The sequence below is a fragment of the Actinacidiphila sp. bgisy144 genome (assembly GCF_057708105.1).
Map to the genome: position 1 here is coordinate 162,566 of NZ_JBYIRM010000016.1, position 21,811 is coordinate 184,376.

23 protein-coding genes and 1 pseudogene are annotated in these 21,811 nt (G+C 70.7%); 14 read left to right on the forward strand and 10 right to left on the reverse strand.

Features of this window, described 5'->3' with window-relative positions; genetic code table 11:
- Positions 1-251: 251 nt before the first annotated feature.
- Both AC3EVP_RS19955 and AC3EVP_RS19960 read right to left on the reverse strand, forming a co-directional pair.
- Complete coding sequence (locus tag AC3EVP_RS19955; protein ID WP_435131499.1) at positions 252-1,181, reverse strand: helix-turn-helix domain-containing protein; 930 nt, start codon at positions 1,179-1,181, stop codon at positions 252-254.
- 74 nt (positions 1,182-1,255) lie between these two features.
- Positions 1,256-1,801, reverse strand: coding sequence for an ATP-binding protein (locus AC3EVP_RS19960; RefSeq protein WP_435131501.1), 546 nt, complete (start codon positions 1,799-1,801; stop codon positions 1,256-1,258).
- A gap of 295 nt (positions 1,802-2,096) precedes the next feature.
- Between AC3EVP_RS19960 and AC3EVP_RS19965 the strand changes: the two genes are divergently transcribed.
- Both AC3EVP_RS19965 and AC3EVP_RS19970 read left to right on the forward strand, forming a co-directional pair.
- Complete coding sequence (locus AC3EVP_RS19965) at positions 2,097-2,987, forward strand: helix-turn-helix domain-containing protein (protein ID WP_435131503.1); 891 nt, start codon at positions 2,097-2,099, stop codon at positions 2,985-2,987.
- A 7-nt stretch (positions 2,988-2,994) separates the two neighbouring features.
- A complete protein-coding gene (locus tag AC3EVP_RS19970) occupies positions 2,995-3,234 on the forward strand; it encodes a DUF397 domain-containing protein (protein WP_435131505.1) in 240 nt (79 codons plus the stop codon).
- 131 nt (positions 3,235-3,365) lie between these two features.
- On the opposite strand, the gene AC3EVP_RS19975 is transcribed toward AC3EVP_RS19970, so the two are convergent.
- Positions 3,366-3,812 carry a hypothetical protein gene (locus AC3EVP_RS19975; protein WP_435131506.1) on the reverse strand — a complete coding sequence of 149 codons (447 nt, stop codon included), beginning with the start codon at positions 3,810-3,812 and terminating at the stop codon, positions 3,366-3,368.
- Positions 3,813-4,192: 380 nt separating this feature from the next.
- Here AC3EVP_RS19975 and AC3EVP_RS19980 point away from each other — a divergent pair, with 380 nt between their 5' ends.
- Both AC3EVP_RS19980 and AC3EVP_RS19985 read left to right on the forward strand, forming a co-directional pair.
- Complete coding sequence (locus AC3EVP_RS19980) at positions 4,193-5,158, forward strand: helix-turn-helix transcriptional regulator (protein WP_435131507.1); 966 nt, start codon at positions 4,193-4,195, stop codon at positions 5,156-5,158.
- A gap of 99 nt (positions 5,159-5,257) precedes the next feature.
- A complete protein-coding gene (locus tag AC3EVP_RS19985) occupies positions 5,258-6,004 on the forward strand; it encodes a DUF2071 domain-containing protein (RefSeq protein ID WP_435131509.1) in 747 nt (248 codons plus the stop codon).
- A gap of 232 nt (positions 6,005-6,236) precedes the next feature.
- Here the strand turns inward: AC3EVP_RS19985 and AC3EVP_RS19990 are convergent, their stop codons facing one another.
- On the reverse strand, positions 6,237-6,857 hold the full coding sequence (locus AC3EVP_RS19990; RefSeq protein ID WP_435131510.1) for an NAD(P)-dependent oxidoreductase: 621 nt from the start codon (positions 6,855-6,857) through the stop codon (positions 6,237-6,239).
- A gap of 130 nt (positions 6,858-6,987) precedes the next feature.
- Between AC3EVP_RS19990 and AC3EVP_RS19995 the strand changes: the two genes are divergently transcribed.
- A complete protein-coding gene (locus tag AC3EVP_RS19995) occupies positions 6,988-7,665 on the forward strand; it encodes a TetR/AcrR family transcriptional regulator (protein ID WP_435131511.1) in 678 nt (225 codons plus the stop codon).
- A 171-nt stretch (positions 7,666-7,836) separates the two neighbouring features.
- Positions 7,837-8,505 carry a DUF4232 domain-containing protein gene (locus AC3EVP_RS20000; RefSeq protein ID WP_435131513.1) on the forward strand — a complete coding sequence of 223 codons (669 nt, stop codon included), beginning with the start codon at positions 7,837-7,839 and terminating at the stop codon, positions 8,503-8,505.
- A gap of 102 nt (positions 8,506-8,607) precedes the next feature.
- On the opposite strand, the gene AC3EVP_RS20005 is transcribed toward AC3EVP_RS20000, so the two are convergent.
- Positions 8,608-9,654, reverse strand: a complete 1,047-nt coding sequence (locus AC3EVP_RS20005; RefSeq protein ID WP_435131515.1) for a trypsin-like serine peptidase — start codon at positions 9,652-9,654, stop codon at positions 8,608-8,610.
- 311 nt (positions 9,655-9,965) lie between these two features.
- Entirely contained in the window at positions 9,966-10,703 is a 738-nt protein-coding gene (locus AC3EVP_RS20010) for an SDR family NAD(P)-dependent oxidoreductase (RefSeq protein ID WP_335983806.1), read from the reverse strand.
- A gap of 84 nt (positions 10,704-10,787) precedes the next feature.
- Between AC3EVP_RS20010 and AC3EVP_RS20015 the strand changes: the two genes are divergently transcribed.
- From AC3EVP_RS20015 to AC3EVP_RS20030, 4 genes and pseudogenes are all read left to right on the forward strand, one after another.
- Entirely contained in the window at positions 10,788-11,393 is a 606-nt protein-coding gene (locus tag AC3EVP_RS20015; RefSeq protein ID WP_435131517.1) for a TetR/AcrR family transcriptional regulator, read from the forward strand.
- A gap of 145 nt (positions 11,394-11,538) precedes the next feature.
- Positions 11,539-12,210 carry an MBL fold metallo-hydrolase gene (locus AC3EVP_RS20020; protein ID WP_435131519.1) on the forward strand — a complete coding sequence of 224 codons (672 nt, stop codon included), beginning with the start codon at positions 11,539-11,541 and terminating at the stop codon, positions 12,208-12,210.
- 72 nt (positions 12,211-12,282) lie between these two features.
- Positions 12,283-12,903, forward strand: a complete 621-nt coding sequence (locus AC3EVP_RS20025) for a DUF6461 domain-containing protein (protein ID WP_435131520.1) — start codon at positions 12,283-12,285, stop codon at positions 12,901-12,903.
- Between the two features lie 180 nt (positions 12,904-13,083).
- A pseudogene (locus tag AC3EVP_RS20030) lies at positions 13,084-13,895 on the forward strand (IS5 family transposase).
- A 6-nt stretch (positions 13,896-13,901) separates the two neighbouring features.
- On the opposite strand, the gene AC3EVP_RS20035 reads toward AC3EVP_RS20030, so the two are convergent.
- Together AC3EVP_RS20035 and AC3EVP_RS20040 are read right to left on the reverse strand one after the other, a co-directional pair.
- A complete protein-coding gene (locus tag AC3EVP_RS20035; RefSeq protein WP_435131522.1) occupies positions 13,902-14,780 on the reverse strand; it encodes an MOSC domain-containing protein in 879 nt (292 codons plus the stop codon).
- A gap of 549 nt (positions 14,781-15,329) precedes the next feature.
- Entirely contained in the window at positions 15,330-15,758 is a 429-nt protein-coding gene (locus AC3EVP_RS20040) for an Rrf2 family transcriptional regulator (protein WP_335983796.1), read from the reverse strand.
- 118 nt (positions 15,759-15,876) lie between these two features.
- Here AC3EVP_RS20040 and AC3EVP_RS20045 point away from each other — a divergent pair, with 118 nt between their 5' ends.
- Positions 15,877-16,632: an SDR family NAD(P)-dependent oxidoreductase gene (locus tag AC3EVP_RS20045; RefSeq protein ID WP_335983794.1), complete on the forward strand. Its 756-nt coding sequence runs from the start codon at positions 15,877-15,879 to the stop codon at positions 16,630-16,632.
- Positions 16,633-16,916: 284 nt separating this feature from the next.
- Here AC3EVP_RS20045 and AC3EVP_RS20050 read toward each other — a convergent pair whose 3' ends face one another.
- The gene (locus AC3EVP_RS20050) at positions 16,917-18,122 is read right to left on the reverse strand and encodes an AAA family ATPase (RefSeq protein WP_435131524.1); all 1,206 of its coding nucleotides are present in this window, start codon (positions 18,120-18,122) and stop codon (positions 16,917-16,919) included.
- A gap of 64 nt (positions 18,123-18,186) precedes the next feature.
- A complete protein-coding gene (locus tag AC3EVP_RS20055) occupies positions 18,187-18,849 on the reverse strand; it encodes a restriction endonuclease (protein WP_435131525.1) in 663 nt (220 codons plus the stop codon).
- Positions 18,850-18,979: 130 nt separating this feature from the next.
- Here AC3EVP_RS20055 and AC3EVP_RS20060 point away from each other — a divergent pair, with 130 nt between their 5' ends.
- The 3 genes from AC3EVP_RS20060 to AC3EVP_RS20070 all read left to right on the forward strand — a co-directional run bounded on the left by AC3EVP_RS20060 (position 18,980) and on the right by AC3EVP_RS20070 (position 21,809).
- Entirely contained in the window at positions 18,980-20,605 is a 1,626-nt protein-coding gene (locus AC3EVP_RS20060) for a PE-PGRS family protein (protein WP_435131527.1), read from the forward strand.
- A 289-nt stretch (positions 20,606-20,894) separates the two neighbouring features.
- Complete coding sequence (locus AC3EVP_RS20065; protein ID WP_435131529.1) at positions 20,895-21,152, forward strand: hypothetical protein; 258 nt, start codon at positions 20,895-20,897, stop codon at positions 21,150-21,152.
- A gap of 348 nt (positions 21,153-21,500) precedes the next feature.
- The gene (locus AC3EVP_RS20070; RefSeq protein ID WP_435131531.1) at positions 21,501-21,809 is read left to right on the forward strand and encodes a trypco2 family protein; all 309 of its coding nucleotides are present in this window, start codon (positions 21,501-21,503) and stop codon (positions 21,807-21,809) included.
- The last annotated feature ends 2 nt before the right edge of the window (positions 21,810-21,811 follow it).

Below are 21,811 nucleotides of genomic sequence, written 5' to 3' on the forward strand. Positions count from 1 at the left end.
CCAGGGTCGGGCCTCCGCGTGGACGCCGGCTCCCGGCGGCGGAGGGGCGCCGCCCGGGGACGACGCCCGGTCGAAGTCGCGTGGAGGGGGGCGGGGCGCTCCGACCGTGCGGGCTCCCCGTTCCTCCACCGCGTCCGCACAGAGGTCAACAGCCGGGCGCCCACATTTCCACAGGATCGCGATTGGCTATGAACATGTCAATCTCCCGAACCGGGCCATGTGGGGGGAACGGCAATCCCCGGCGGCTCCCATCAGGTGGTGCCGGCGTGGGCGGTGCGGAGGGTGTGGAGGTGTTCGATGGTCTGGGCGGGGGTGAGGGCGAGGTCGCGGAGTTGGTCGTACTGGCGGGTGAGTTCCTCGATGTCGTCGGGGTCGTCGGTGGTGTGGTCGGTGAGGGTGCCGTGTGCGTAGGCGAGGGGGTTGCGGGCGCGGAAGGTGAGGAGGTGGAGGGGGCCGCGTAGGTCGTGGGGGCCGGCGTGGAGGGGGAGGAGTTGGAGGGTGATGTTGGGGTGGTGGGCGGTGGTGATGAGGTGGTCGAGTTGGCCGTCCCAGGTGGCGGGGTTGCGGGCGGCGCGGTGGAGGACCAACTCGTCGAGGACAGCGCGGTAGCGGACCGGATGCGGTGTGGGCTCGGTGAGGCGGGCTTGGCGTTCACGGAGCGCCTCGATCTGCGCGGTCAGGGCCTCCGCCGACTGCGGGCTGGTGGTGGCGAACTGCTCTTCGGCGTAGGCGGGCGTCTGGAGCAGAGCCGGGATGGTGGTGAGGGCGTATTCCTGGATGCTCGTCGCGGCGGCTTCGAGGGCGGTGAGTCCGTTTGCGGCGTGTTTGGCTTCGCGTTTGGCCAGGCGCCAGAGGGTGGCGAGGAGGGTGCCGGTGCCGTAGTAGCGGTCGAGGGCTTGGGCGACGGTGAGGGTGCCGAGGCGGCCGCCGGTTTCCAGGCGGTGGAGGTAGGACTGCTCGTAGTGGCACTGGTCGGCCAGTCCCTGGAGGGAGAGGCCGGCTTTGTCGCGGAGGAACGCGAGGTGGTGGGCGTACAGGGCCCGGGCGCTGACCTGACCGGCCGCGAACAACGCGTTCGCGCGGGCGAGTTGAGGGGCGCCGGTGGTCTCGGTGTCCACGGCGGGCGTGGCGTCGGGCTCGGTGGCGGGTAAAGCAGTGGGCGCGGGGACCGCGGGCTTCATGGTGCTGGGTTCCTGTTCGTTCGTGGTCGGTCAGTGACGTCTGCTGGCGGACCGCCGGAGCGGGGCTGGAGTGGCTACGGCGGCTTGGGCGTCCGTTCGAGACAGGCGCGGGAACGTGGCCGCGTCGGAGCCGGAGCCGGAACCGCGAGGGTGCACCACGTCCGCGTCCCGTCGGGGCTGATCCCCCAGGAGTCGGCGAGCGCGCTGACCAGCAGCATGCCGCGGCCGCTCTCCTCAAGGTCGCCGGCCGTACGAACCTCGGGCCGGTTCGGCGAGCCGTCGTCCACCTCGATCACGACCACGTCCGTGGTGACCACGAGACGGAACACGATCCGATGGCCGCTGCCGTGCTCGAACCCGTTGGTCACCAACTCACTGATCAGAAGCTGCGCATCGTCCACAAGAAAAGACAAACCGCACGAGCTGAGCCGGTACGCCCCGACCCGGCGGAGGCGCCCCACCCACTCGGCGAAGGACGGCCCGTTGTCACAACTCCGCTTTTTCCCAGAGCACTTGATGCTCACCGACAGTTCGTCGACGACGGTGGATACGTCGAAGAGCGCGCGCACTGCGCGCAACTCGGAGACGGGGCTCGGCCCTGATGCGGAGGTGATTGGCATGCTCGCGTTTTTCCTATCCCGGCTGCCGGTACGGGGGCTGGTGCGGGTCGCCGTGCAGAACGGTGCAGGCTCGGATTCGAACAGGTCAGAAGCCTGAAGCCCGCGGTTCTCGGTGGCTCGTCTACCGTGCCGCGTAGGCTCTCCATGGTGCAAGCGGATCGCTCCAGAAATTTCTGAGAGCAGCGAAACGGACTATGCGGAGGCCTGCCCACGGACGAGTGGACGGTGCGCAGTGACTGTGCCACTGTGCACGGGTTGGCGAACGGCACACACAGGACATGGGGGCAGTGCGCAGATGGCAGCGAAACGTGGGGCGACCGGGCAACGGCTGGAGCTGGGCATCCAGTTGAGGCAGTTGCGTGAGAACTGCCCGCCCGTCGAAGAGGGCCGGGTGCGCGGCATGACGCGCAGGTCGGCGGTCAAGGGCCTCAAGGCCCTCTCGGAACCGTCGCTCGCCAGGATCGAGCACGGCGAGCTCAACTTCCGCCGGAACCCCGGGGATCTACGCGCACTCCTGAAGCGCTACGGCGTCACGGATGAGACACTGATCGAGCAGCTGGTCGAGCTGAACCGGGAGGGTACGGGCGATGAGTGGATCACTCAGTACCGGACCTTCATGCCAGCGGGGATGCCGCACTACGTGGGCCTTGAAGCCGAGGCCTCGGTGATCAGTGCCTACCACCCCACGGTGATCCACGGGCTGCTCCAGACCGAGGCTTACGCGCGAGCACTCTTCGAGGTACAGCGTCCCATCGAGGACAACACCAGCGAGTTCATCCACCGCAATGTGGAGTTGCGTATTGAGCGGAAGCGGCGGGTCCTGGAGCGGGCAGGTTCTGTCCGCATCCGCATCGTCCTCGGCGAGGCAGCGCTGAGAACCCCGGTGGGCGACGAGGACGTGATGCGTGAGCAGTACGAAGAGATTATCGAGTTGGCGAAGGAGGAGCACATCTCGGTCCAGGTGCTTCCCTTCAAGCGGGGGTACCGCGCCACGAACGACTTCGCCATCCTCGGTCTGGGAGGGCTGCCCGCCCGTGTGCAGACCGACAACGCCTGGGGAGCCGTGTCGACCAGTGACAAACCCCGTGAAGTGGACCGGTTCACCCGCCGGTTCAACGCCATGGTGGGTCTGGCCCTCGGCCTCGAAGACACCATCAAGTTCCTGCAAGAACTAGCCCGAAGGTAGTAGAGCCATGAGCACGTACGTTCCTGCAAGCCAATTGGCCGCTGAGGACGCCTGGTTCAAGTCGTCGTACAGCGACGGCACCGGCAACAGCTGCGTCGAGGTGGCCAACCGGCTCTCGGTGCACGCGGACATCCTCATCCGCGACTCGAAGGACAAGAGCGGTCCGGCCTTGCACGTGACGCACGAGGGCTGGGGAGCGCTCCTGGACCTGGTCCGTTCGGGAGACGTGGACTTCGGCGTCATCTGAACGGCAACAACAGCTCGACCACGACAGTGCCGATCCCCTCATGCCTAGTGAGTGAGGGGATCGGCACTGGTCGTTCGGGATCGGAGCTCACGCCTGTGACGTCACCCGGGAGCAGAAGAATCCGCGAACTGTCAGGAATACACGTCGTATTCCCGAGTGCACTGCGATTCGACGCCGTTCTTCGACAGGCACCCCCACATGTGGTACAGGTGGCCCTCGGGCAGATCACCGCCCTTCCAGATGATCGGCGACGGGGCGGTGTATCCGGAAGTGGCCACCCGACGGCCCGTGCTCAGGTGGGCGACGACGCTGTACCCGTCGGTGAGGTCGTCGAAGGCCCCGAGGTTGTCCCCGTTCGCGCAATCGTCGGGGTTGGCGTTCCACAAGGCATCACCGGCGAAGGTGGAGCCGTTGTAGACCGGAACGTAGTTGATGACGCAGTCGGCCGGTGCCACCCGCCCGGCCATGGCCGTCTGCTGGGTCGTGGCGGAAGCCGACCCGGCCGTCGCCGTGGCGAGGCCGCCGGCCATCACGACACCGGTCAGGGCGATGGCCGCCCTACGAGCGAATTTCATCATTTCCCCCATCTGCGCCCCCGAGATCCCTCCCGGCGGCGCATTCGCATTCCTCGCGGTATATGTTCCCGCCGCATGAAAATATCGCCGTCAGAACGGTTTGCGCCTTGGCACACAGTGGCCTTCTTCTTGTCTCTGCGTCCCCAGCAGGCCCTCCGCGCACCATCCCGGCAAGGCTCGGATCTTCACGCAGCGATCACGATCGCAGCCCCGCGGTGGTGGCGCATGGACCTTGCCCGTCGTTCCCTCTTCACCAGAGTGGCGAGGCAGGCTGAAACCGCTTCTTGTCGGGCGTCGAGTCGCGGTGTGTAGTGGTCGGGGGGAGAGAACCTTCCACCTCGCGAGGTGGGCGTATCTCCAGACATAAGGCATCGGGGGGCCGGATGCTCGACGTAAAAATCTTCAACAGCATCGATTTACCGGCGGCCGACCGGTTCGACGCATGGCAGCAGCTCTTGGGCCAGACGCACGCGCCGGTACACCTGACCAGCGAATCCGCCGACGACTACCGTGCGACGCTGCGCCAGTTCTCGCTGGGCGCTGCCATGCTGTGGCCCGCGGCCTACCCGCATCTGACCTGGCACCGGCCCGTCAGGCTCGTGCGGCAGTCCGACCCGGAGAGCTGCCATCTCACCCTCGTCCTGCGCGGTGGCGGCGTGGCCCAGTGGGACCGCTCCGAGAGGGCCCTCGGCCCGTACGACTTCCACACCAACCACACCTCCGTGCCCTACGTCATCCACTGCCACCCCGGGCAGCACGAGATCATCGGCGTCGAACTGCCCAGGACGTCGCTCGGCCTCCCCTGGAGCCGGGTGCAGCAGGTGATTGGACAGGGCCTGTCGGCCCGCGACGGCATCGGCCTACTGCTGGCGCAGTTCCTCATCCAGGTGTCGCACGACACCGACAACTACGCTCCCGCCGAGGCCCCCCGACTCGGCCAGGTGCTCACCGACCTCGTCACCGGACTGTTCGCGCGCGCCCTCGACGCCGACGACCGCCTCTCTCCGGAAACCCGCACACGTACCAAGATTCTGGAAATGCAAGCCTTCATCCGGCGCAACTTGGGGGACATTCACCTGACGCCGGGTGCCGTCGCCGCCCAGCACCACATATCCCGAAGCCATCTGCACCGCCTCTTCCAAACCGAAGGCGCGACCGTATCCGCCTACATCCGCGCCCAGCGGCTGGCCGCCGCCCGCCGCGCCCTGGCCGACGCCTCCACGCCCGCCGAGCCGATCCACGCCATCGCCGCCCGCTGCGGCTTCAAGGACCATGCCACCTTCACCCGCTCCTTCCGCGCCGCCTACGGCATCACTCCGCGCGACTTCCGGCAGGCGGCTCACCTCTGACGCGGTCGCCGGTGCCGACCGGTTCCTCAGCACCGTCTGCCCCGAGCAGATCGTGTGTCGCCACACCAAATGACGCGCCGGGGCGCAGAGCGAGGGATCATGAGGCAGCCGCGATTGTCCAGCGTCATCGAACGACGGCTCCTGGTGAACTATCGAGTCGCCCCGGACGCCGCAGCACGCCTCCTTCCTGGGCCCCTGCGCCCGCAACTCGTGCACGGCTACGCGGTTGCGGGGATCTGCCTGCTGCGCCTGGGACATGTCCGCCCGGCATGGGCACCAAAGGCGTTCGGCCTGCGGAGCGAGAACGCGGCACATCGGATCGCCGTCGAGTGGGACGGTCAGGACGGCGTCGAGTCAGGCGTCTACATCCCACGACGCGACACCGCCTCGCGGCTCAACGTCTGGGCCGGAGGCCGCCTCTTCCCCGGCGAACACGGCCGAGCGCACTTCGAGGTGCACGAGACACCTGGTCAGCTGCGCGTCGCGCTGGCGACATGGGACGGCGACACCCGGGTGGACGTCACCGTCGAGCCGTCCGACGAGCTCCGAGGCAGCGAGCTCTTCGCCGATCTGGCCGAGGCTTCCCGTTTCTTCCGAGGCGGGACAAAAGGCTTCTCGGCCACCACTTCTGGCCCTCACCTGGAGGGCATGGAACTGCGGGCCGGCACATGGCACGTAGAGGCCGGCCGGGTTCGCTCGGCCGCGTCGTCCTTCTTCGACGACCCGGCCTCCTTCCCGTCGGGGAGCGCGACCCTGGACTGCGCTCTGATCATGCGCGATGTCGCCGCCAGTTGGCGGCCGCTCCCGGCCATGGCTTCTGAGCGAGAAGCTCGACCCGCCGACTGAAGCGCCCAGCCGACGCCGCCCGCTGACTTCGGGCGCCCCGAGGTCGCCGGGGCGCGCGGTTGTCGGAGGACCGGGCCTTGTGGGAGGTCGCCGTCCCGAGGGCCGCCGCGTGGGGGCCGGCGCCCGGCGGCGGAGGGGCGGCCGCCGGGGACGACGTACGGTCGACGTCGCGTGGAGAGGGGGCGGGGCGCTCCGACCGTGCGTGGCTCCCCCGTTCCCAGCGCGACCCGGGTCATACGAGGGGGACGACGATCCCCGGAGTCGGGGTCGGCTTCTCCGCCTCGGCGAGCATGAGGGATGCCACACTCGCCCGCGACATCCGCGGCGGCAGCAACGGGCGCGGGTAGTCCGCCAGCGGAAGGACGCGGCAGGCCGGAGCGACCGGGCCGTCGGCGAGGTCGGGGGCGTGGAACACGGTGGCGCCCGCGTCGAGCGCGACCTGGTCGGCCGCCGCCTTCTCGGCCAGCTCGCCGCCGACGAACACCCGCATCACGACCGAGTAGAGCAGCCCGCCGGCCCCCTTCGACGGCCCCGCGCCGAGCGCGCCGAGCCACACCGTGCGGACCCCGGACTCGGCGAGCCGCCGGGCACCGGCCACCAGCGCGCCGGGGCCGTCGCCCTTGGCGATGCCGATCGCCGAGAGGACCACGTCGATGTCGTCGAGCGCGGGGAAGGCGCCGGGGTCGGTGACGTCGGCGCGCCGGGCCTCCACCCGGCTGCGCCCCGCCGGGGCGGGCGGGGTGTAGCGGTCCGGCGCGCGGACGAGGGCCACCACGTCGTGGCCCCGCTCCGCCGCCTGCTCGACGAGCAGGCGACCGGTCCGGCCGGTCGCTCCGAGTACTGCGATACGCATGATCGTCCGCCTTTACTGAACAACTGTTGGCTACATGAGTAAACAAGTGTTGGTTACGGCTGTCAAGGCGGCCGAGCGGTAGGCTGGACCGTCGTTGCTCACCGGTTCACGCTGGTCGGAAGGGGGCGAGGTGGCACCCGAGGAGAAAGCCGAGCCCGAGGAGAAGGCCGCGCCCGCGGCCCGTCGCCGCAATCCGCGCGGCCAGGGGCAGGTGCTCAGGGCCCAGCTGGTGGACGCGGCCGCGAAGCTGCTGGCGACCCTCGACCAGCCGGAGACCCTCACCCTCCGGCAGGTCGCGCGCGAGGTCGGCGTGGCGCCGGCGAGCATCTACGGCCACTTCCCGGACCTCGGCGCGCTGGTCCAGCATGTCCTGCGGCTGCGCTACGACGAGTTGGCCCGGCTGATGGAGGAGGCCGCCCGCCCAGCCCGCGACCCGCTCGCCGAGCTGGTCGCCCGCTGCGCGGCCTATGTGCGCTGGGGCGTCGGCCAACCCGGCCCCTACCGCACGCTCTTCGGCGGGCGGATGCCGGCCGACCTCGTCCCGCGGTCCGAGCACGGCGCCGGCGCGGAGATGCTCGGGGCCGTCATCGACGCACTGGCGGCGGCCGCCGCACCGGACCGGGTCCGGGCCACACAGGAGCAGCGGTGGCAGGCCGGGCTGCTGCTCTGGACCGCGATGCACGGCCTGATCAGCCTCTACAACGACCACGGCACGATCCCCTGGCCGCCCCTCGACGACCTGATCACGGAGTTGCTCGCCCTGCACACCGGCCGGCCCGAGGCCGAGATCGCGGCCGCCCTGCCGTAGTCGGCGGCGTGCTCCCCCAGCCGCCGGCCGCGTACGTCACAGGGACCCCACTCGTGTGTCACAGCGCGGTCTTGATGCGGTCCGGCGCGGAACTCCGCTGGTGGCGGCGGTGTCCTGGAAGATCAGAAGGGTCCGCTCGGCAGGGGCGGGCACCATGTCGGAGGAGAAGCAATGCGTCTTGGGAAGCTCTCGATCGTCGCCCTCGTCGCGGTGGCCGCGGGGCTGTCGCTCACCGCCTGCAACGACGACACCGACAGCGCGTCCGGCACGGCGCCCTCCACCGCGGTGGGCTCGACCCTGGACGACGGCGGCTCCTCCGGCTCCTCCTCCGGTTCCTCCGGCACGACCGCCGGCGGCACCTCCTCCAGCACCGCGAACGGCACCGGCACGTCGGCCACTTCGGGCTCCGGCAGCTCCGGCAGCTCCGGCGGCTCGGGCACCGCAGACGGCGGCATGTGCAAGACCGCGAACCTCTCCTTCAGCGTCTCCGGCGGGATGGGCGAGGGCGAGATCCTGGTCAACATGAAGAACACCGGCGCCGGCACCTGCACCATGCACGGCTTCCCCGGGGTCGACCTCAAGAGCAACTACGGTACGCAGAGTGTCGACCGCAGCTCGGTGAGCGCGCCGGACGTCACGCTGGCCTCCGGCGAGGAGACCCGCTTCACCCTGCACTACCCGGAGAACACCAGCGGCGGCAGCGGCGTCACCTTCACGTCCATGGTCGTCACCCCGCCCAACGAGACGCACTCGCACACGGTCCCGGTCTCGATCAACGTCCCGGTGACCGACAGCACCACCTCCTCGATCACCGTGGACCCGGTCGGCGCGGGCAAGTAGCCGCAGCATGGGGGCAGTCGGCCGTGCGCCGCACCGCGGGGACACGGTGCGGCGCACAAACGCGCGCGGGCACAGCGGCGGCTCAGACCGCGCCCGCACGCATCAGGCCGCGCCCGCCTGCTGGTAGACGCTGAGCGCGCTGTTGCCCAGCACCGGGTGGTACTCATTGCTGCCGGAGCTGACGCTGATGTTGCCGACCAGGTAACCGCTGCCGGCCGAGCTGTCGAAGGACGCCAGGAACCCGCCGCCGCTCGAACCGCCGGTCTGCACGCAGTCGATGCCCCACATCGTGGAGTCGGCGCGGCCCGCGTCGGCGAACTCGTCGCCCTCGCAGTGGTTCAGCCGCTCGCCGTTGCCCTCGGCGTCCGAGCCGCCGTAGCCGAACGAGTGGACGTGCTGGCCGGTCGCCGAGTTGAACGCGATGCCCTGCGCGCCCACGGTGTCCACGAGGGTGCTGCCGTTGACGGTGCCGACCGCGGCGAAGCCGTAGTCCCAGTTGGCGTTGCCGCCGGTGGACACGTACTGGCCGTCGTGGAAGAGGCTGCGCGCGGCGAACGTGCCGTAGGGGCGGTTGCCGTTGGCGTAGCCCGGGATGAACACCCAGTTCTGGTAGACCTCGCCGGTCGAGGCGTCGACGACGCAGTGCCCGGCGGTGAGGACCACGGACTTGTTGTCGCTGTTGGCGACGGTGGCCGAGCAGGCGTAGGTGCCGCCCGCCGCGTTCTGGAAGAAGACCTTCCCGGCGGTGGTGGCGATCAGGCCGCCCCCGGTCCAGGCGGTGGGCGACGACAGCGGGGAGACCGCGCCGGAGGAGGTCCGGGTGGGCGAGGCGGGGGCGGCCGCCGGGGGCACGCTCACCTCCGGTCCGGCCGGGTCGGCGGCCGAACCCGCCCTCGCGCTGCCGGTGTTCGCGGCCGTGCCCGCCGCCTGCGCCGGCGTCAGGCTGGACACGTCCTTGGCGGCGCGCAGCCGTTCGGGCGTCCAGAAGCCGATCGCCTTGTCCTGCTGGGCGGTTGAGAAGGTGGTCCGCTCGACGGAGCCGGAAGAGGTGGTCGTGCCGGATGAGGACGGGGCGGCGTGGGCCGTGCCCACCGTCCACGCGGTGGCGGCCAGGGTGAGGGCGCCGAGGTAGGCGGCAGTACGTTTCATGGCGGTGGCTCCTGGTCCTTGTGGGGGTAAGGGGAGTTCTCGCGGGCCGTTCCGCCGCCATGTACCCGACAACGTTGTCACACGTCGGGTGGGGGCAGTGGGGTGCGTGGGGCGGCGGAACAGCAGTGAGAGTAGCGGGGAACGGTTGTCGCGTCCATGGCGGACGCAGGTGGCGGCGGGCGGATTCGCGTGTGTCGGGCGGGAGTTGGGGCGGTGCGGGCGACCGCGGCGCGCCGGCCCTCGTACGGCGCGCCCGCGCGGGCGGAGGTGCGCCCCGTCGCTCCGGAAGGGGGCGCACCGCCGGCCGTCGTTCAGGCCCGGGTGTAGCCGCCGTCGGCGAAGAGTTCGGCGCCGGTGACGAACGACGAGGCGTCCGAGGCCAGGAAGAGGGCGGCTTCCGCGATCTCCTCGGCGTCGGCCAGCCGCCCCAGCGGCACGACGGCCTCGGCGAACCGGTCGGCGTCCGGCCCCGCGGCGTTCAGCAGGCCGGGGGTCCGTGTCGGCCCGGGGCTGAGGACGTTGACCCGGAACCGGCGCTCCCGCGACTGCCGGGCCCAGTTGTGCACGAGGTTGGCGACCGCCGCCTTCGAGGCGCTGTAGACCTCGAGGTGCTCGTTGGGCCGCACGCTGTTGCTCGAACCGACGACCAGGACGGAGGCGTTCTCCGCCAGCAGCGGCAGCGCCTTCTGCACGGTGAACAGCGTGCCCTTGACGTTGACGGCGAGCGTCAGGTCGACGTTCGCCTCGGTGTGGGCGCCGAGTGCGGCGTCCGCGACGATTCCGGCGTTCGCCACCAGTACGTCGATACGTCCGGCCTGCTCGCGGACCTGCGCGTAGAGCGCGTCCAGGTCGGCCAGGACCGAGACGTCGGACCGTATGCCGGTGGCCGCGGGGCCCATCTCCCCGACCGCCGCTTCGAGGCGGTCGGCGTCCCGGCCGGTCACGAAGACCCGCGCGCCCTCCCGGACGAAGCGGTGGGCGATGGCCAGCCCGATCCCGCTGCTCCCCCCGGTGACCACGGCCACCTTCTCCTGCAACGCGCCTGCCATGTCGAACCCCTTCGGTTGTGGAATGGATCGTCCACAACGTAGGCAGTAATGGACGATCGAGTCAAGAACGGTTAGCCTGGGACCATGGCGAGACCACGCGCGTTCGACGAACGCCACGTCCTGGAGCGGGCCCGGGAGCAGTTCTGGGCGACCGGCTACGCGGGGACCCGGATGGACGACATCGCCCAGGTGACCGGCCTGGGCAAGGGCAGCCTGTACGGCGCGTTCGGCGACAAGGGCAAGCTGTTCCACCGGGTGTTCGGCGACTGGTGCGCCGCGGTCGTAGAAGTGGCCGAAGGGCAGCTGGCCGGCGGCCCGGACGCGGAAGCCTGGGCCCGGCTGTCGGCATACGTGCACCTCATGGCGGAGAACACCGCCTCCGACGCCGAGCGCCGCGGGTGCCTGCTCGCCAAGGGCGCGGCGGAACTCGCCCAGCACGATCCGACGGTCGCCGCGCGCTCGGCCGAGACCATGACGGCGCTGCTGGCCCTGCTGCGGACCGAGATCAGCGCCGCCCAGCGCCACGGCGACATCGACAGCGCCGCGGACCCCGAGCGGTTGGCGGCGCTGCTGCTGACGGTGGTCCGCGGTGTCGAGGCGGTCGGCAAGGCCGGGCTGGACCCGGAGACGGTGCGGCACGTCGCGGAGACCGCGCTGGCGGTGCTGCCCGGGCCCGACGGGCGGCGGTGAGCCGTCAGCGGAGGGCGAGCCGCCGGCGAACGGTGAGCTGACCGCGAACGGTGAGCTGACCGCGAACGGTGAGCCGTCAGCGAACCGCGGTGAGCCGTCAGCGAACGGCCGTACGCCCGTCCGGGCAGCCGCGCAGACTGACGGCATGGACGTGATCGAGGTACTGCCGAGCCTGTGCATGCTCCGCTTCGAGGTGGGCGCGGCCTATCTGTGGCGTGACGGCGACGAGTTGACCCTGATCGACACCGGAGCGGTGGGCAGCGCCGCGCCGATCGACGAGGTGCTGGACGGCGTACTGCGGCGGATCGTCCTGACGCACTGGCACGAGGACCACACGGGCTCGGCCGCCGAACTGGCCGCCCGGCACGGCGCGGAGGTGGTGGCCCACCGCCTGGAGGCACCGGTGATCCGGGGCGAGGCGGCCGGGGCGCCGCCGGTCCTCGCGGAGTTCGAGGTGCCGTTGATGGCGGCCCTTCCGGCGCTGCCCCCGGCCCCGCCGTGCGCGGTGGACCGCGAGGTGGCGGACGGCGACGTACTGGAGTTCGGCGGCGGGGCCGTCGTGGTGGCGGTGCCAGGGCACACGGACGGGTCGATCGCTCTCCATCTGCCCGGGCCGCGGGCCCTGTTCACCGGGGACGCCGTCGCCAACGTCGGCCGGACCGCCCTCGGCGTCTTCAACACCGACCGCGCCCGGGCGATCGCGTCGCTCCACCGCCTCGCCGAACTGGACGTCGACACCGCGGTCTTCGGGCACGGTGACCCGGTTCCGCACGGTGCGGCGGCCGCCCTGCGAGCGGCCTCCGCCGAGCACCGCTGAAGCCGCGTTGTCGGTGGCACTGCGTAGGGTGCGTGCCGGGTGACACAGCCGCAGGGTGAGGGAGCGGGTTGCATGGGCGACGGGATTCGCTGGCTGGTCGGTCTGGAGCACTGGATGTCCGGGGTGGTGTTCGCGCGGGGGATATCGCCGCACGAGCTGGCCGTACGCATGGGCGGCGACCCGGGCGCGGTGACCGAGCCGATCACGGACGCCGAAGCCTGGGACCTCGGCGAGGCGTACGAGGCGGACGGGGACGGCGACGGCGTCGTCCGGGTCGGCGAGCAGGAGGGCTTGTCGTTCGCCGTGGAGTACGGGGACACCGGCGGTGCGGCGCGGCTGGCGGAGGTGTCCCGCCTCGGCGCCGAGGCCGTCCGCTACGCGCCGATGCGGGAGCACCCGCCGGCCACCGTCTTCTACGCGCGGGACGGGGTGACGCTGTGCGGTTTCGGGCTGGGCGAGGAGATCTGGCGCTGGGGTCAGGAGCCGGACCTGCTCGTTCCCGACCTCGTACGCGGGCAGGTGCTGCGGCCGGACGGTGCCGCGCTCCTCGCCGCGGAGGACGAGCCGTACACCGAGGTCCGCCGCCGCACCCTCGGGGTCGTGGAGCAGCGCTTCGGTCTCTCGCTCTCCCCGTCCTCCCTCAAGGAGGCCCGCCTCCCGGCTTACCCGGTCCGCCCCGCCCCGGCCCTCTGAACGGCCCCCGCTGTGCGGCTCCCCTGCGGTGCGGGGGCTCCTCGACGGGCGGGGGCTCCTCGACGGGCGGGCTCGGGCGCTGATCCCTGCTCGGGGAGACAGCGGGTGGCCTTAGAACTCCTAACGAAATGATCCACGAGGTGGTCGGATCACTCCGGGACCGATGATCCGAGGTGTGGGGTGGCTCGACTGAAGCCGTGGGAAGTTGACGACGAGTTTTGGGCGGTGATCGAGCCGCTGCTGCCCACAGTCGAACGTCGGACCCGACATCCTGGGCGCAAGCGGCATCCTGACCGGCTGGTGTTCCAGGGCATCCTGTTCGTGCTGCACACCGGGATCCTGGGAACACCTGCCGCAGGAACTCGGCTTCGGCTCGGGCATGACCTGCTGGCGTCGCCTGGCCGAGTGGACAGAAGCCGGTGTGTGGCCCCGGCTGCACGAAGACCTCCTCGCCAAGCTCCGTGCTGTGAACGCCCTCGACTTCACCCGGGCGGCCGTCGACGGCCCCCACATCCGGGCGCTAAAGGGGGCCCAAGACCGGACGAAGCCCCGTCGATCGGGGCCGGACGGGCAGCAAACACCACCTGATCACCGATGCCACCGGCATCCCGCTCGCCGCCACCCTGACCGGTGGCAACCGCAACGATGTCACCCAGCTGATCCCACTGCTCCAGGCCGTGCCGCCCGTGCGGGGCAAACGCGGCCGGCCCCGCCGCCGCCCGGACGTCGTGCTGGGCGACCGCGGCTACGACCACGACAAGTACCGCCGACTGGTCTGGGATCTCGGCGTGAAGCCGCTGATCGCCTGCCGCGGCACCGAGCACGGCTCTGGCCTGGGCACCCAACGCTGGGTCGTGGAACGCGCGTTCGCCCACCTGCACTGGTTCCGCCGCCTGCGGATCCGCTGGGAGATCCGCGACGACATCCACGAAGCCTTCCTCACCCTTGGGTGCGCACTGATCTGCTGGCGGCGCCTGAAGTCATCGCACTAGGTGTTCCTACCGTTCGGCGTCGCCCCACTCCTGGACGACCACCTCGTCGCCGACTGACAGCTTCCCCGGCCGTATCACGGAGAACTTCGCGCCGAACACTACGCCCCCGCTCGCCGCTCGCCGGTAGCCCGCGAGCGTACGCAGGGGCTCCCGCCCCCGCCGCGCTCCAACCTCCTGCTCAACCAGAGTGACCGCACAGCGCACCGCGAGTTTGGCATAGCCCAACTCGGCCCCGCCGGTGGTGATGCGGCGTGCGCGGTCCTCGGCGTGCGGTACGGCGGCCCAGTCGCCGCCGTCGCTGTCATGACCGAGACCGTCGCGGCTGTCGACGACGATGTTCGGGCGAAAGCGGTTCATCGACAGGGGCGGGGCGCCACGCTCGGCCATCCGCCGGTTGAGGAGGGTGAGGGAGGCGCGGGACAGCAGGTGCACGGCGCTGCTGTCGGCATAGCCGGAGGGGCCAGGGGTCAGGCCGTCGGCGACCCGGTCGTGCTCCGGTGGCACGCGGACCAGACGGCTGGGGGTGCCGAGGACCTCCGAGAGCCATGCGGCGGCGTCGTCACCCTGGTCAATCCCCTGGAAGGCGGCGCCGAACAGATCGACGTCGCGGCGCGGCGCGGACGTGGTCACGTCGAGGCGTACTGTGCCGTAACGGCCCGTCTTGTCGGCCGAGTCGAGCGTGAGTCGAGCGCCGTCGGCGCTGACGGCGGGCCGGATCAGGGCGAGGCGCGGGTGGCGGCGCTGGGTGCGGTAGACCCCGTCCTCGCTGATGACCATGAAGTTGCGGTCGTGCGCGAGGCCCGCCGACGTAAGGAGCGCATCGCTCATCGAAGTGCCCGCGCATCCCTTGATGGGGTAGCAGATCAGATCCATGACGACAGCCATGTGCCGCCTCCTTCGGTCGACGGCCACATCAGAACGCCGGTCTCACTGAGGTGACGTCATCAGTCCCGGAGTAATCCAACCACCTTGGAGATCATTTCGTCAGGAGTTCTTAGCCTGGCGGGTGACAGACGCCTGGGGGGTGACCGTGACAGGTGCGACGGGCGACGTTGCGCGTGCGCCCGGGTCTGCGGCGCCGGGCCATCCGTTGCGAATTGTCCGCGACATTCGGGGCTCCCTGCCTGAGGACCAGGCCGGACACTTCGACACGGAGCTCGCTGACACCGAGCTCGAAGCGCTACCGGAGATGCTCAACCGGTGGGTCCGGTTGGCCACGGACGGCTTCGAGGAATTCCTGCTGTCCAGCCCCTTCGAAGGGCTGGAGTTCGGCGGGCGTTCCTACGACGACGATCAGGCAGGAACGTCGTCGCCGAACTCACCGCCCGCCTCCGGCCCGACCCCCGGGTCGTCGCCTGACTCCGCTCGACTGCCCGCCCCAACCGCTTCCTGTCGGGTGTCCACGCCGGAGCGCGGCACGGGAACAAGATCACGTCATGCCGCGAGTACGTCCCGGAGGACGTTCGCGAGGGTGACGCGGGCCAGCTCGGCTCTCACGGTCTCCTCGATGCCCTCGTAGATGCTCTGCATCGCCGGCTGGATGCCGTGACCCACCACGCATCCCTGGTCCGGGGTGGTGCGGTGCATGGCGAACAGCGGCCCGGGTTCCACTGCCTCGTACACGTCGAGCAGGGTCATCGACTCCAGATCGCGGGCCAGCGACCAGCCCGCGCCCACGCCCCGCCGGGACTCCACGAGCCCGGCCCTGCGCAGCTCGCCGAGGAGCCGTCTGATCACCACGGGGTTGGTGTTCGCGCTGCTCGCGATCTGCTCGGAGGTGGCGACCTCATGTCCCTGGCGCTGGTAGAGGCCGATCCAGGCCAGCGCGTGCGCGGCGATGGTCAGCCTGCTGTTGGCGCTCATGGACTCCTCCTCTCGGCCGCAACGCTCCATGATACGTCAGTCGTAACAGCGAATGTTGCAACAGACTGTCGTAACAATTACCGTTGCGACTGTCGGACCAATCAACGAGGTGAGAAGAATGAGCAAGCCACTCACGGGCAAGGTCGCCCTGGTCACCGGGGGATCGCGCGGCCTGGGAGCCGCGACCGTACGGCTGCTGGCCGAGCAGGGCGCCGACGTCGCCTTCACCTACGTCAGCTCCGAGAAGCAGGCGCAGGCCGTCGTCGACGAGGTGCAGGGCAAGGGAGCGAAGGCCGTCGCCTTCAAGTCCGACCAGGCGGACACGAGCCGGGCGCCGGCGCTGATCGACGACGTGGTCGCGCACTTCGGCGGTCTGGACATCCTCGTCAACAACGCGGCGATCTCGGTGGAGCAGGGCCGCACGGTGGACGACCCGGACGCCGACACCGCCGCACTGGACCGGATGCACGCCACCAACTACCTCGGCGTGATCGCCGTCATCCGGGCCGCCTCCCGGGTGCTGCGCACGGGCGGCCGCATCATCACGGTGAGTTCCGGACTTGGCTCCCGGGTCGGTGTCCCGGGCGTTGCCGACTACTCGGCGACCAAGTCAGGCATCGAGAGGTACACCATGGGGGTCGCACGGGACCTCGGGCCCCGCGACATCACGGCCAACGTCGTGGAAGCCGGGCTGATGGACAGCGGCATGCAACCGCCGGACCCCGACACCCTCAAGGCCCTGCTCAGCTCGCTGTCCCTGCAACGCATGGGGCACCCCGACGAAATCGCCGCGGCGATCGCCTTCCTGGCGAGCCCCGCCGCGTCGTACGTCACGGGCGCGGTGCTTGACGCCCACGGCGGCTACAACGCCTGAACCCGAAACCCCTGCCGCGCGCCCCGAAGGACATCGCGTCTTCGGGGCGCGCACCGCCAACGACCCCGAGGACGTCGACCACCTCCGCGGCGCCGCCCCTCACCGCCGCCCAGACCCTCGTACGCCTCCAAGCCCTCCCGCACCACGCCCGGATGACGAGGCCGAACATGGGGCGACCTCCGTCCAGGTCCCGCAGATCTCCGCGGCGATACGGCTGATGAGCTCGCGTACCGCTCGGACCTCGCCGTGGCCTTCCACGATCGGGGCCACCGTGGGGGTGGACGTCATCGCTGCGCCCCCGGACCTGGCGCCGCGGTCACGTCGGGAAGCAGTTGGTCGTTCCGGAGGAGTTCACCGGGAGTGTAGAGCTGCTCGCGAAGGGCGAGAACGCCCGCCTCGTCCAGTTGGCCGATCTTGGTCTCCCCGCCGATGGAGCGCACGGCACGCAATTCGGAGAGATCGAAGTCGTGGCGGTCGAGAAGATCGGGACTGTGGCTGGTGACGATCACTTGACGGCGCTCGCTGGCGTCGCGCAACGCGTCGAGAAGCACGCCCGCCGCCGCCGGATGGAGCGCGCTCTCCGGCTCCTCGATACCGACGGTGCTGAGCGTGCTGCCCGTGCCCGCGAAGAGGGAGACGAGGACACCGAGCGCGCGAAGAGTTCCGTCGGAGACGGACTGCGCCCGGAAACGCCACGGATTGTTCGACCCCGGCACGTCCTGGGCGAACTCCAGAGTTTCCCAGGTTCCCAGATCGGAGCGGGCGACGCTGTGAATTCCAGGGACGATGAGCCGCAGATAGCTCTCAATACGGCCCTTGTCGTCCCGGCCGCGTGCACTGCGTTCCAGGCGGTGCAGGACACTGGCGATGTTGGAGCCGTCACGGTGCAGGAAATCGCCCGAGTCCGGCGTCTGGGGCTGCCGTATGACGTCCGGGTTCAGACTGAAGACGCTGATGCCGGCGAGACCGTCGTACACCGGCCGGAACGCGTCGATGCCGGCAGCCGACACCAGGTACAGGCGCTGCTCGCTCACCGGCGGCATCACCGGCTCGGAAGCGTCCGCCAGCCGCCCGTTCTCGACCCGAAATCCGGCATCGCCGTTCGCGACGCCTTCGCCGGGTGACGCGTCATAAGAGATCCTGCAGTGCTCGCGCGAGATACGAAAGCCGCCGTCTTTCACTGCGGCCACCTCGAATCCGTACTCCCCGCGGTAGTCCAGACCTCCGAACTCCAGATCGATCGAGAAGTGGGTCGGATGCCCGGTCGACCTCCGGCGTACTTCCGCGACTCCCCCGCGGCTCCGCAGAGCCTGGTCCAGAGATGTTTGCAGGGATTCGGAAAGCAGCCTCAATGCGTCGAGGAAGTTACTCTTCCCGGACCCGTTCGGTCCGACAAGCAGGAGCAGTCTGCCCAGCGCGACGTCGGCTGCCGCGATGCTCCGGTAGTGCTTGAGCCGGACGCGGGTGAGGGAGAAAGAGTTGTCCTGCATGCGATCAGTCTGGCAGCAAGACGGCTCGTCCCCAAGATTCGCCGGCTCGGCAACGGCGGGGCGCTCAGCGCGTGGGGCGGGGGCCCTGGGCGGTGCCGTTGAGGGGGTAGAGCGCGAGGAGCGGGGTGCCGGTGTTCCACTGGCCGAGCAGGTCGCGGTGGACGGCGAGGATGCGGTGGCGGACCGCGAGTGCGAGGGCCGCGTTGCTGAAACGGCAGGTGGCGACGAAGGCCGCGGCGTCCGCGCGGTGGTGCAGCCAGGCCGTGCCGATGAACTTCTGCACGTCGCCGCTGGGCACGGTGCGGTGCGGGGCGTAGTGCTTGCACTGCACGACCAGGCGGCGGCCGTCGGGCAGCGTCGCCGTCACGTCCGCGCCGAGGTCGCCGGACCGGCCGGTGACGGTGACGTCCGTACAGCCGTCGCGGCGGCACAGCTCGGCGACGTAGCGCTCGAAGTCCTGCCAGCTCAGGGCGTCCACCTCGGCCAGCGAACGGCGCCCCAGCCGTAGCGCCTCCTCCGCCCGCCACCGCCGGTCCGCCCCGCGCGCCAGCCGGTCCGTGCGCCACATCCACCACGCCGCCACTCCGACGGCCCCCATGCCCGCGACCCCCACCACGTACGGCCACACGCGCGCCCACGCCTCCGCGACCAGCAGCGCCGCCACGGCCGCGCCCCCCAGTACGGCGTTCCGCCGCGCGACCGACCGCCGCCTGCGCTTCCTCGCCATGCCTCCCCCTCACCTCCCGCACGTCCCCTACAGCAGCCGCCCGCGAGTGTGACCGCCCGGGCCCCACCGCGAAAGACCGCGCCTTGGCCAACGCCTGTCCGCACAAGGCAAAGGGAGGAACATGGTGGCCGTGACGAATACGGGTGGGGAACGCGCACCGAGCGAACCGCACGCGGCAGCCGCCTGGCAGTGCGCCCTCCAACGGTGCTCCCCCTCAAGCCAGTTGGGCCGCGCGTGGCGCGACGGGCTGGCCCGGAACCGCGCGGCGCCCGCGTCCGTACTGCGGCGACTCCTCGACGTGGGCCCCGGGGAGCGTCTCCCGTCCGGGCTGGTCTTTCGGGAACTTCCCGAGGAGGTGGTCGAGGACTGGATCGCGCATCCGGACTGGAACGTGCGCAAAGGGCTGGCGGAGCGCTCGATGCTTGACGCCCGGCACCGGGCCCGGCTCTTCCGCGACCCTGACCCGGCCCACCGCTGGGTGTTCCTCACCTGTGCCGTGGACGACCGATCGGAACTCACCGACGAGACCTTCGCCCGGCTCGCCGCTGACGCCAGTCCGCGGGTACGCGCCGAGTTGGCTCTCCACCGGGACCTGCCCGTACGGCATCTCACTGCCTTGGCCTCCGATCCGGCACCGGAGGTCCGCCGCGCTGCCGCGCCGCGTGCCTGGCCGCACCTGGACTCCTCGGCGCAAGCCGCTCTGCGCACCGACCCTGACCCGGGGGTACGCACCGCGGCTGTCCTGCGGCACCACCACTGTGTGCCGATGCCGGTGGACTGCTTTGCGGGGCTTCCGGATGACCGCCACCGCGAACGGGCCGCCGCACACTGCATGCTCACACGGGGACTGGCCGAGAGCCTGGTTTACGGCGTCGGACCCACGCTGCGCCGGGCGGCCGCACAGAACGTGCACCTGCACGCCGACCTCGTGGCGCGGCTCGGCAAGGACCCCGACCCCGCCGTCCGCCTGCTGGTTTCGGTCCGGCCGGACCTGACCGAGGCACAACGCTCCCGTATAGCAGTGGAGTTCGACCCCAGCGCCCGATGCAACCCGCTCCCGTGGGTCCTGGCACTGGCGGCCGACGAGGCAGCGGTACGCCGCTGCGCCGCCTCCGCCCACCCGATGTTGCGCCGCAGCGTCGCATGGATGGAGCACCTGCCGCCGGACGTGGTCGCGCTGCTGGCACACGACGACGACTGGGTCGTACGGCTGTTCCTCGCCGAGCGCTGCTCCGAGGCACCGCCTGAGGTGCTCCTGGAGATGGCGCGCGAGTGGAACGGGTACTCGCTCGTACGCATCGTCAACCACCCCAACTTCCCGCGCCGGCACACACTGCGCTACGCGGACGACCCTGATCCCCGCACCCGTCGGTTGGCCCTCATGGACCCGAGCTCCTCGGCAGAGCTGGTGGAACTCTTCAGCAAGGACAGCCACCCCGATGTCCGCCGACAGGCCCTGCGCGACCCGCGCCTGTCCAGCGACGCGGTGGTCCGGCTGCTCGACGATCCCGACCACGGCATCAGGGACACAGCCGCCGCCGACCCGCGGCTGCCCGTCCACGTCGTCACCGCGCTCCTGCACCGCACGGCCACCGCATGCCAGGCCGCCCGGAATCCGGCCATCCCCGCGGTCGTCATGCACCGCCTCCTGGACCAGAGCCGACCGGTAGACGGACATGGCGTACGACCTTCTCCCCCGAGGACGGAAGAAGGCGCCGCTCTGCCGCCCACAGCCGACGCAAGCGGTGCGGCGTGAGGAAGCCACCGGGCGCGGCCGGGCAGCGGTAACAGGAGACCAGCGGGTTCGCTGACCTGAAGGTTCACGTGGCAGGAACTCGCTGGTGGGGTGGATTCTGGAGGGGAGAAGCCCGCGGGTTCATGCGCGATGTGCCAGGCAAGATGAGGCGCCAACCGGTTGGGGCGGGTTCGGGGTGGGTTACGGATTGCAGGCGGTCATCGCAGGTGACGAGGTGTTGCGCGTCGCGTCGCGGGAGCTTCCTGGAGCCCGAGTGGTTCCTCTGGGTCAGGGCCTGTCCCTGATGCCGATGACCGATGAGGTCTTCGACGGCGTCACGGACGACAGCGACGGACGAGACCTGGGGTTCTGGCGACTGCCAGGGGGCTTTGACGCGCTGCTGGCTCAGTCGTCCGCCGCCCGCCCGATCGCCTATGTGGAGGCCGAATACTTCGGCGGAGTCGGGAAGCAACGAGCCGCTGTCTGGGCTGACAGCGCGCTGGCACTGGGTCCGCTGGAGGAGCCGACGAGGAAGCGGTTGTCTCGGGCCGTCAGCCCCATCTCCTAAGCCCTACGGAGGCTGGGCGCCCGAAGGACTCCGGGCGAGGACGTGTTCGCGGCCGTGGGGCTGTACCGCCATCGCAGCAACGAAGACTGGATCTCCAGCGCCTGCTAGCTGTTCGGTCCTGGGTGGGATCGATGGTGAAGCGCGCGGGGTAAGCCGTGCGGACGTAGTGGATCGCGGTGTGCGAGGTGATCCGAACGCCATGACTCGGCACGCACGGGTGGGCGTCGGTCCTGCCGTTTCGGGGGCCGGGCGATGCCTGCGGGGCGGGGGGTCGCCCGGCGGGGTACGGGATTTCGGGGGCGTGGGCCGATACGATGCCGGGACGGGGAATGGGGAGGGGTGGCGGGGATGGGTGAGGTGGGGCAGGGCGGCGGGGAGTGGTTGGACCTCGCGGATGCGATCGAGGTGCTGCGGACGCAGGTCGCGGAGGCGGAGCAGCGGGCCCGGGGGTCGGAGCTGAGGTTCGTGCTGGGGGAGATCACCGCGGAGTTCGAGGTCGAGTTGGTGCGCGCGGGCAACGGCGGCGGGCGGCTGCGGTTCGGGGTGGTGGAGGCCGAGGCGCGGCGGGAGCGGTCGAGCCGGTCGGTGCAGCGGGTGACGCTGCGGCTGAAGCCGGAGCGCGGCGGCGCGGACGTCGCCGTGGGTGACTTCGAGTAGCG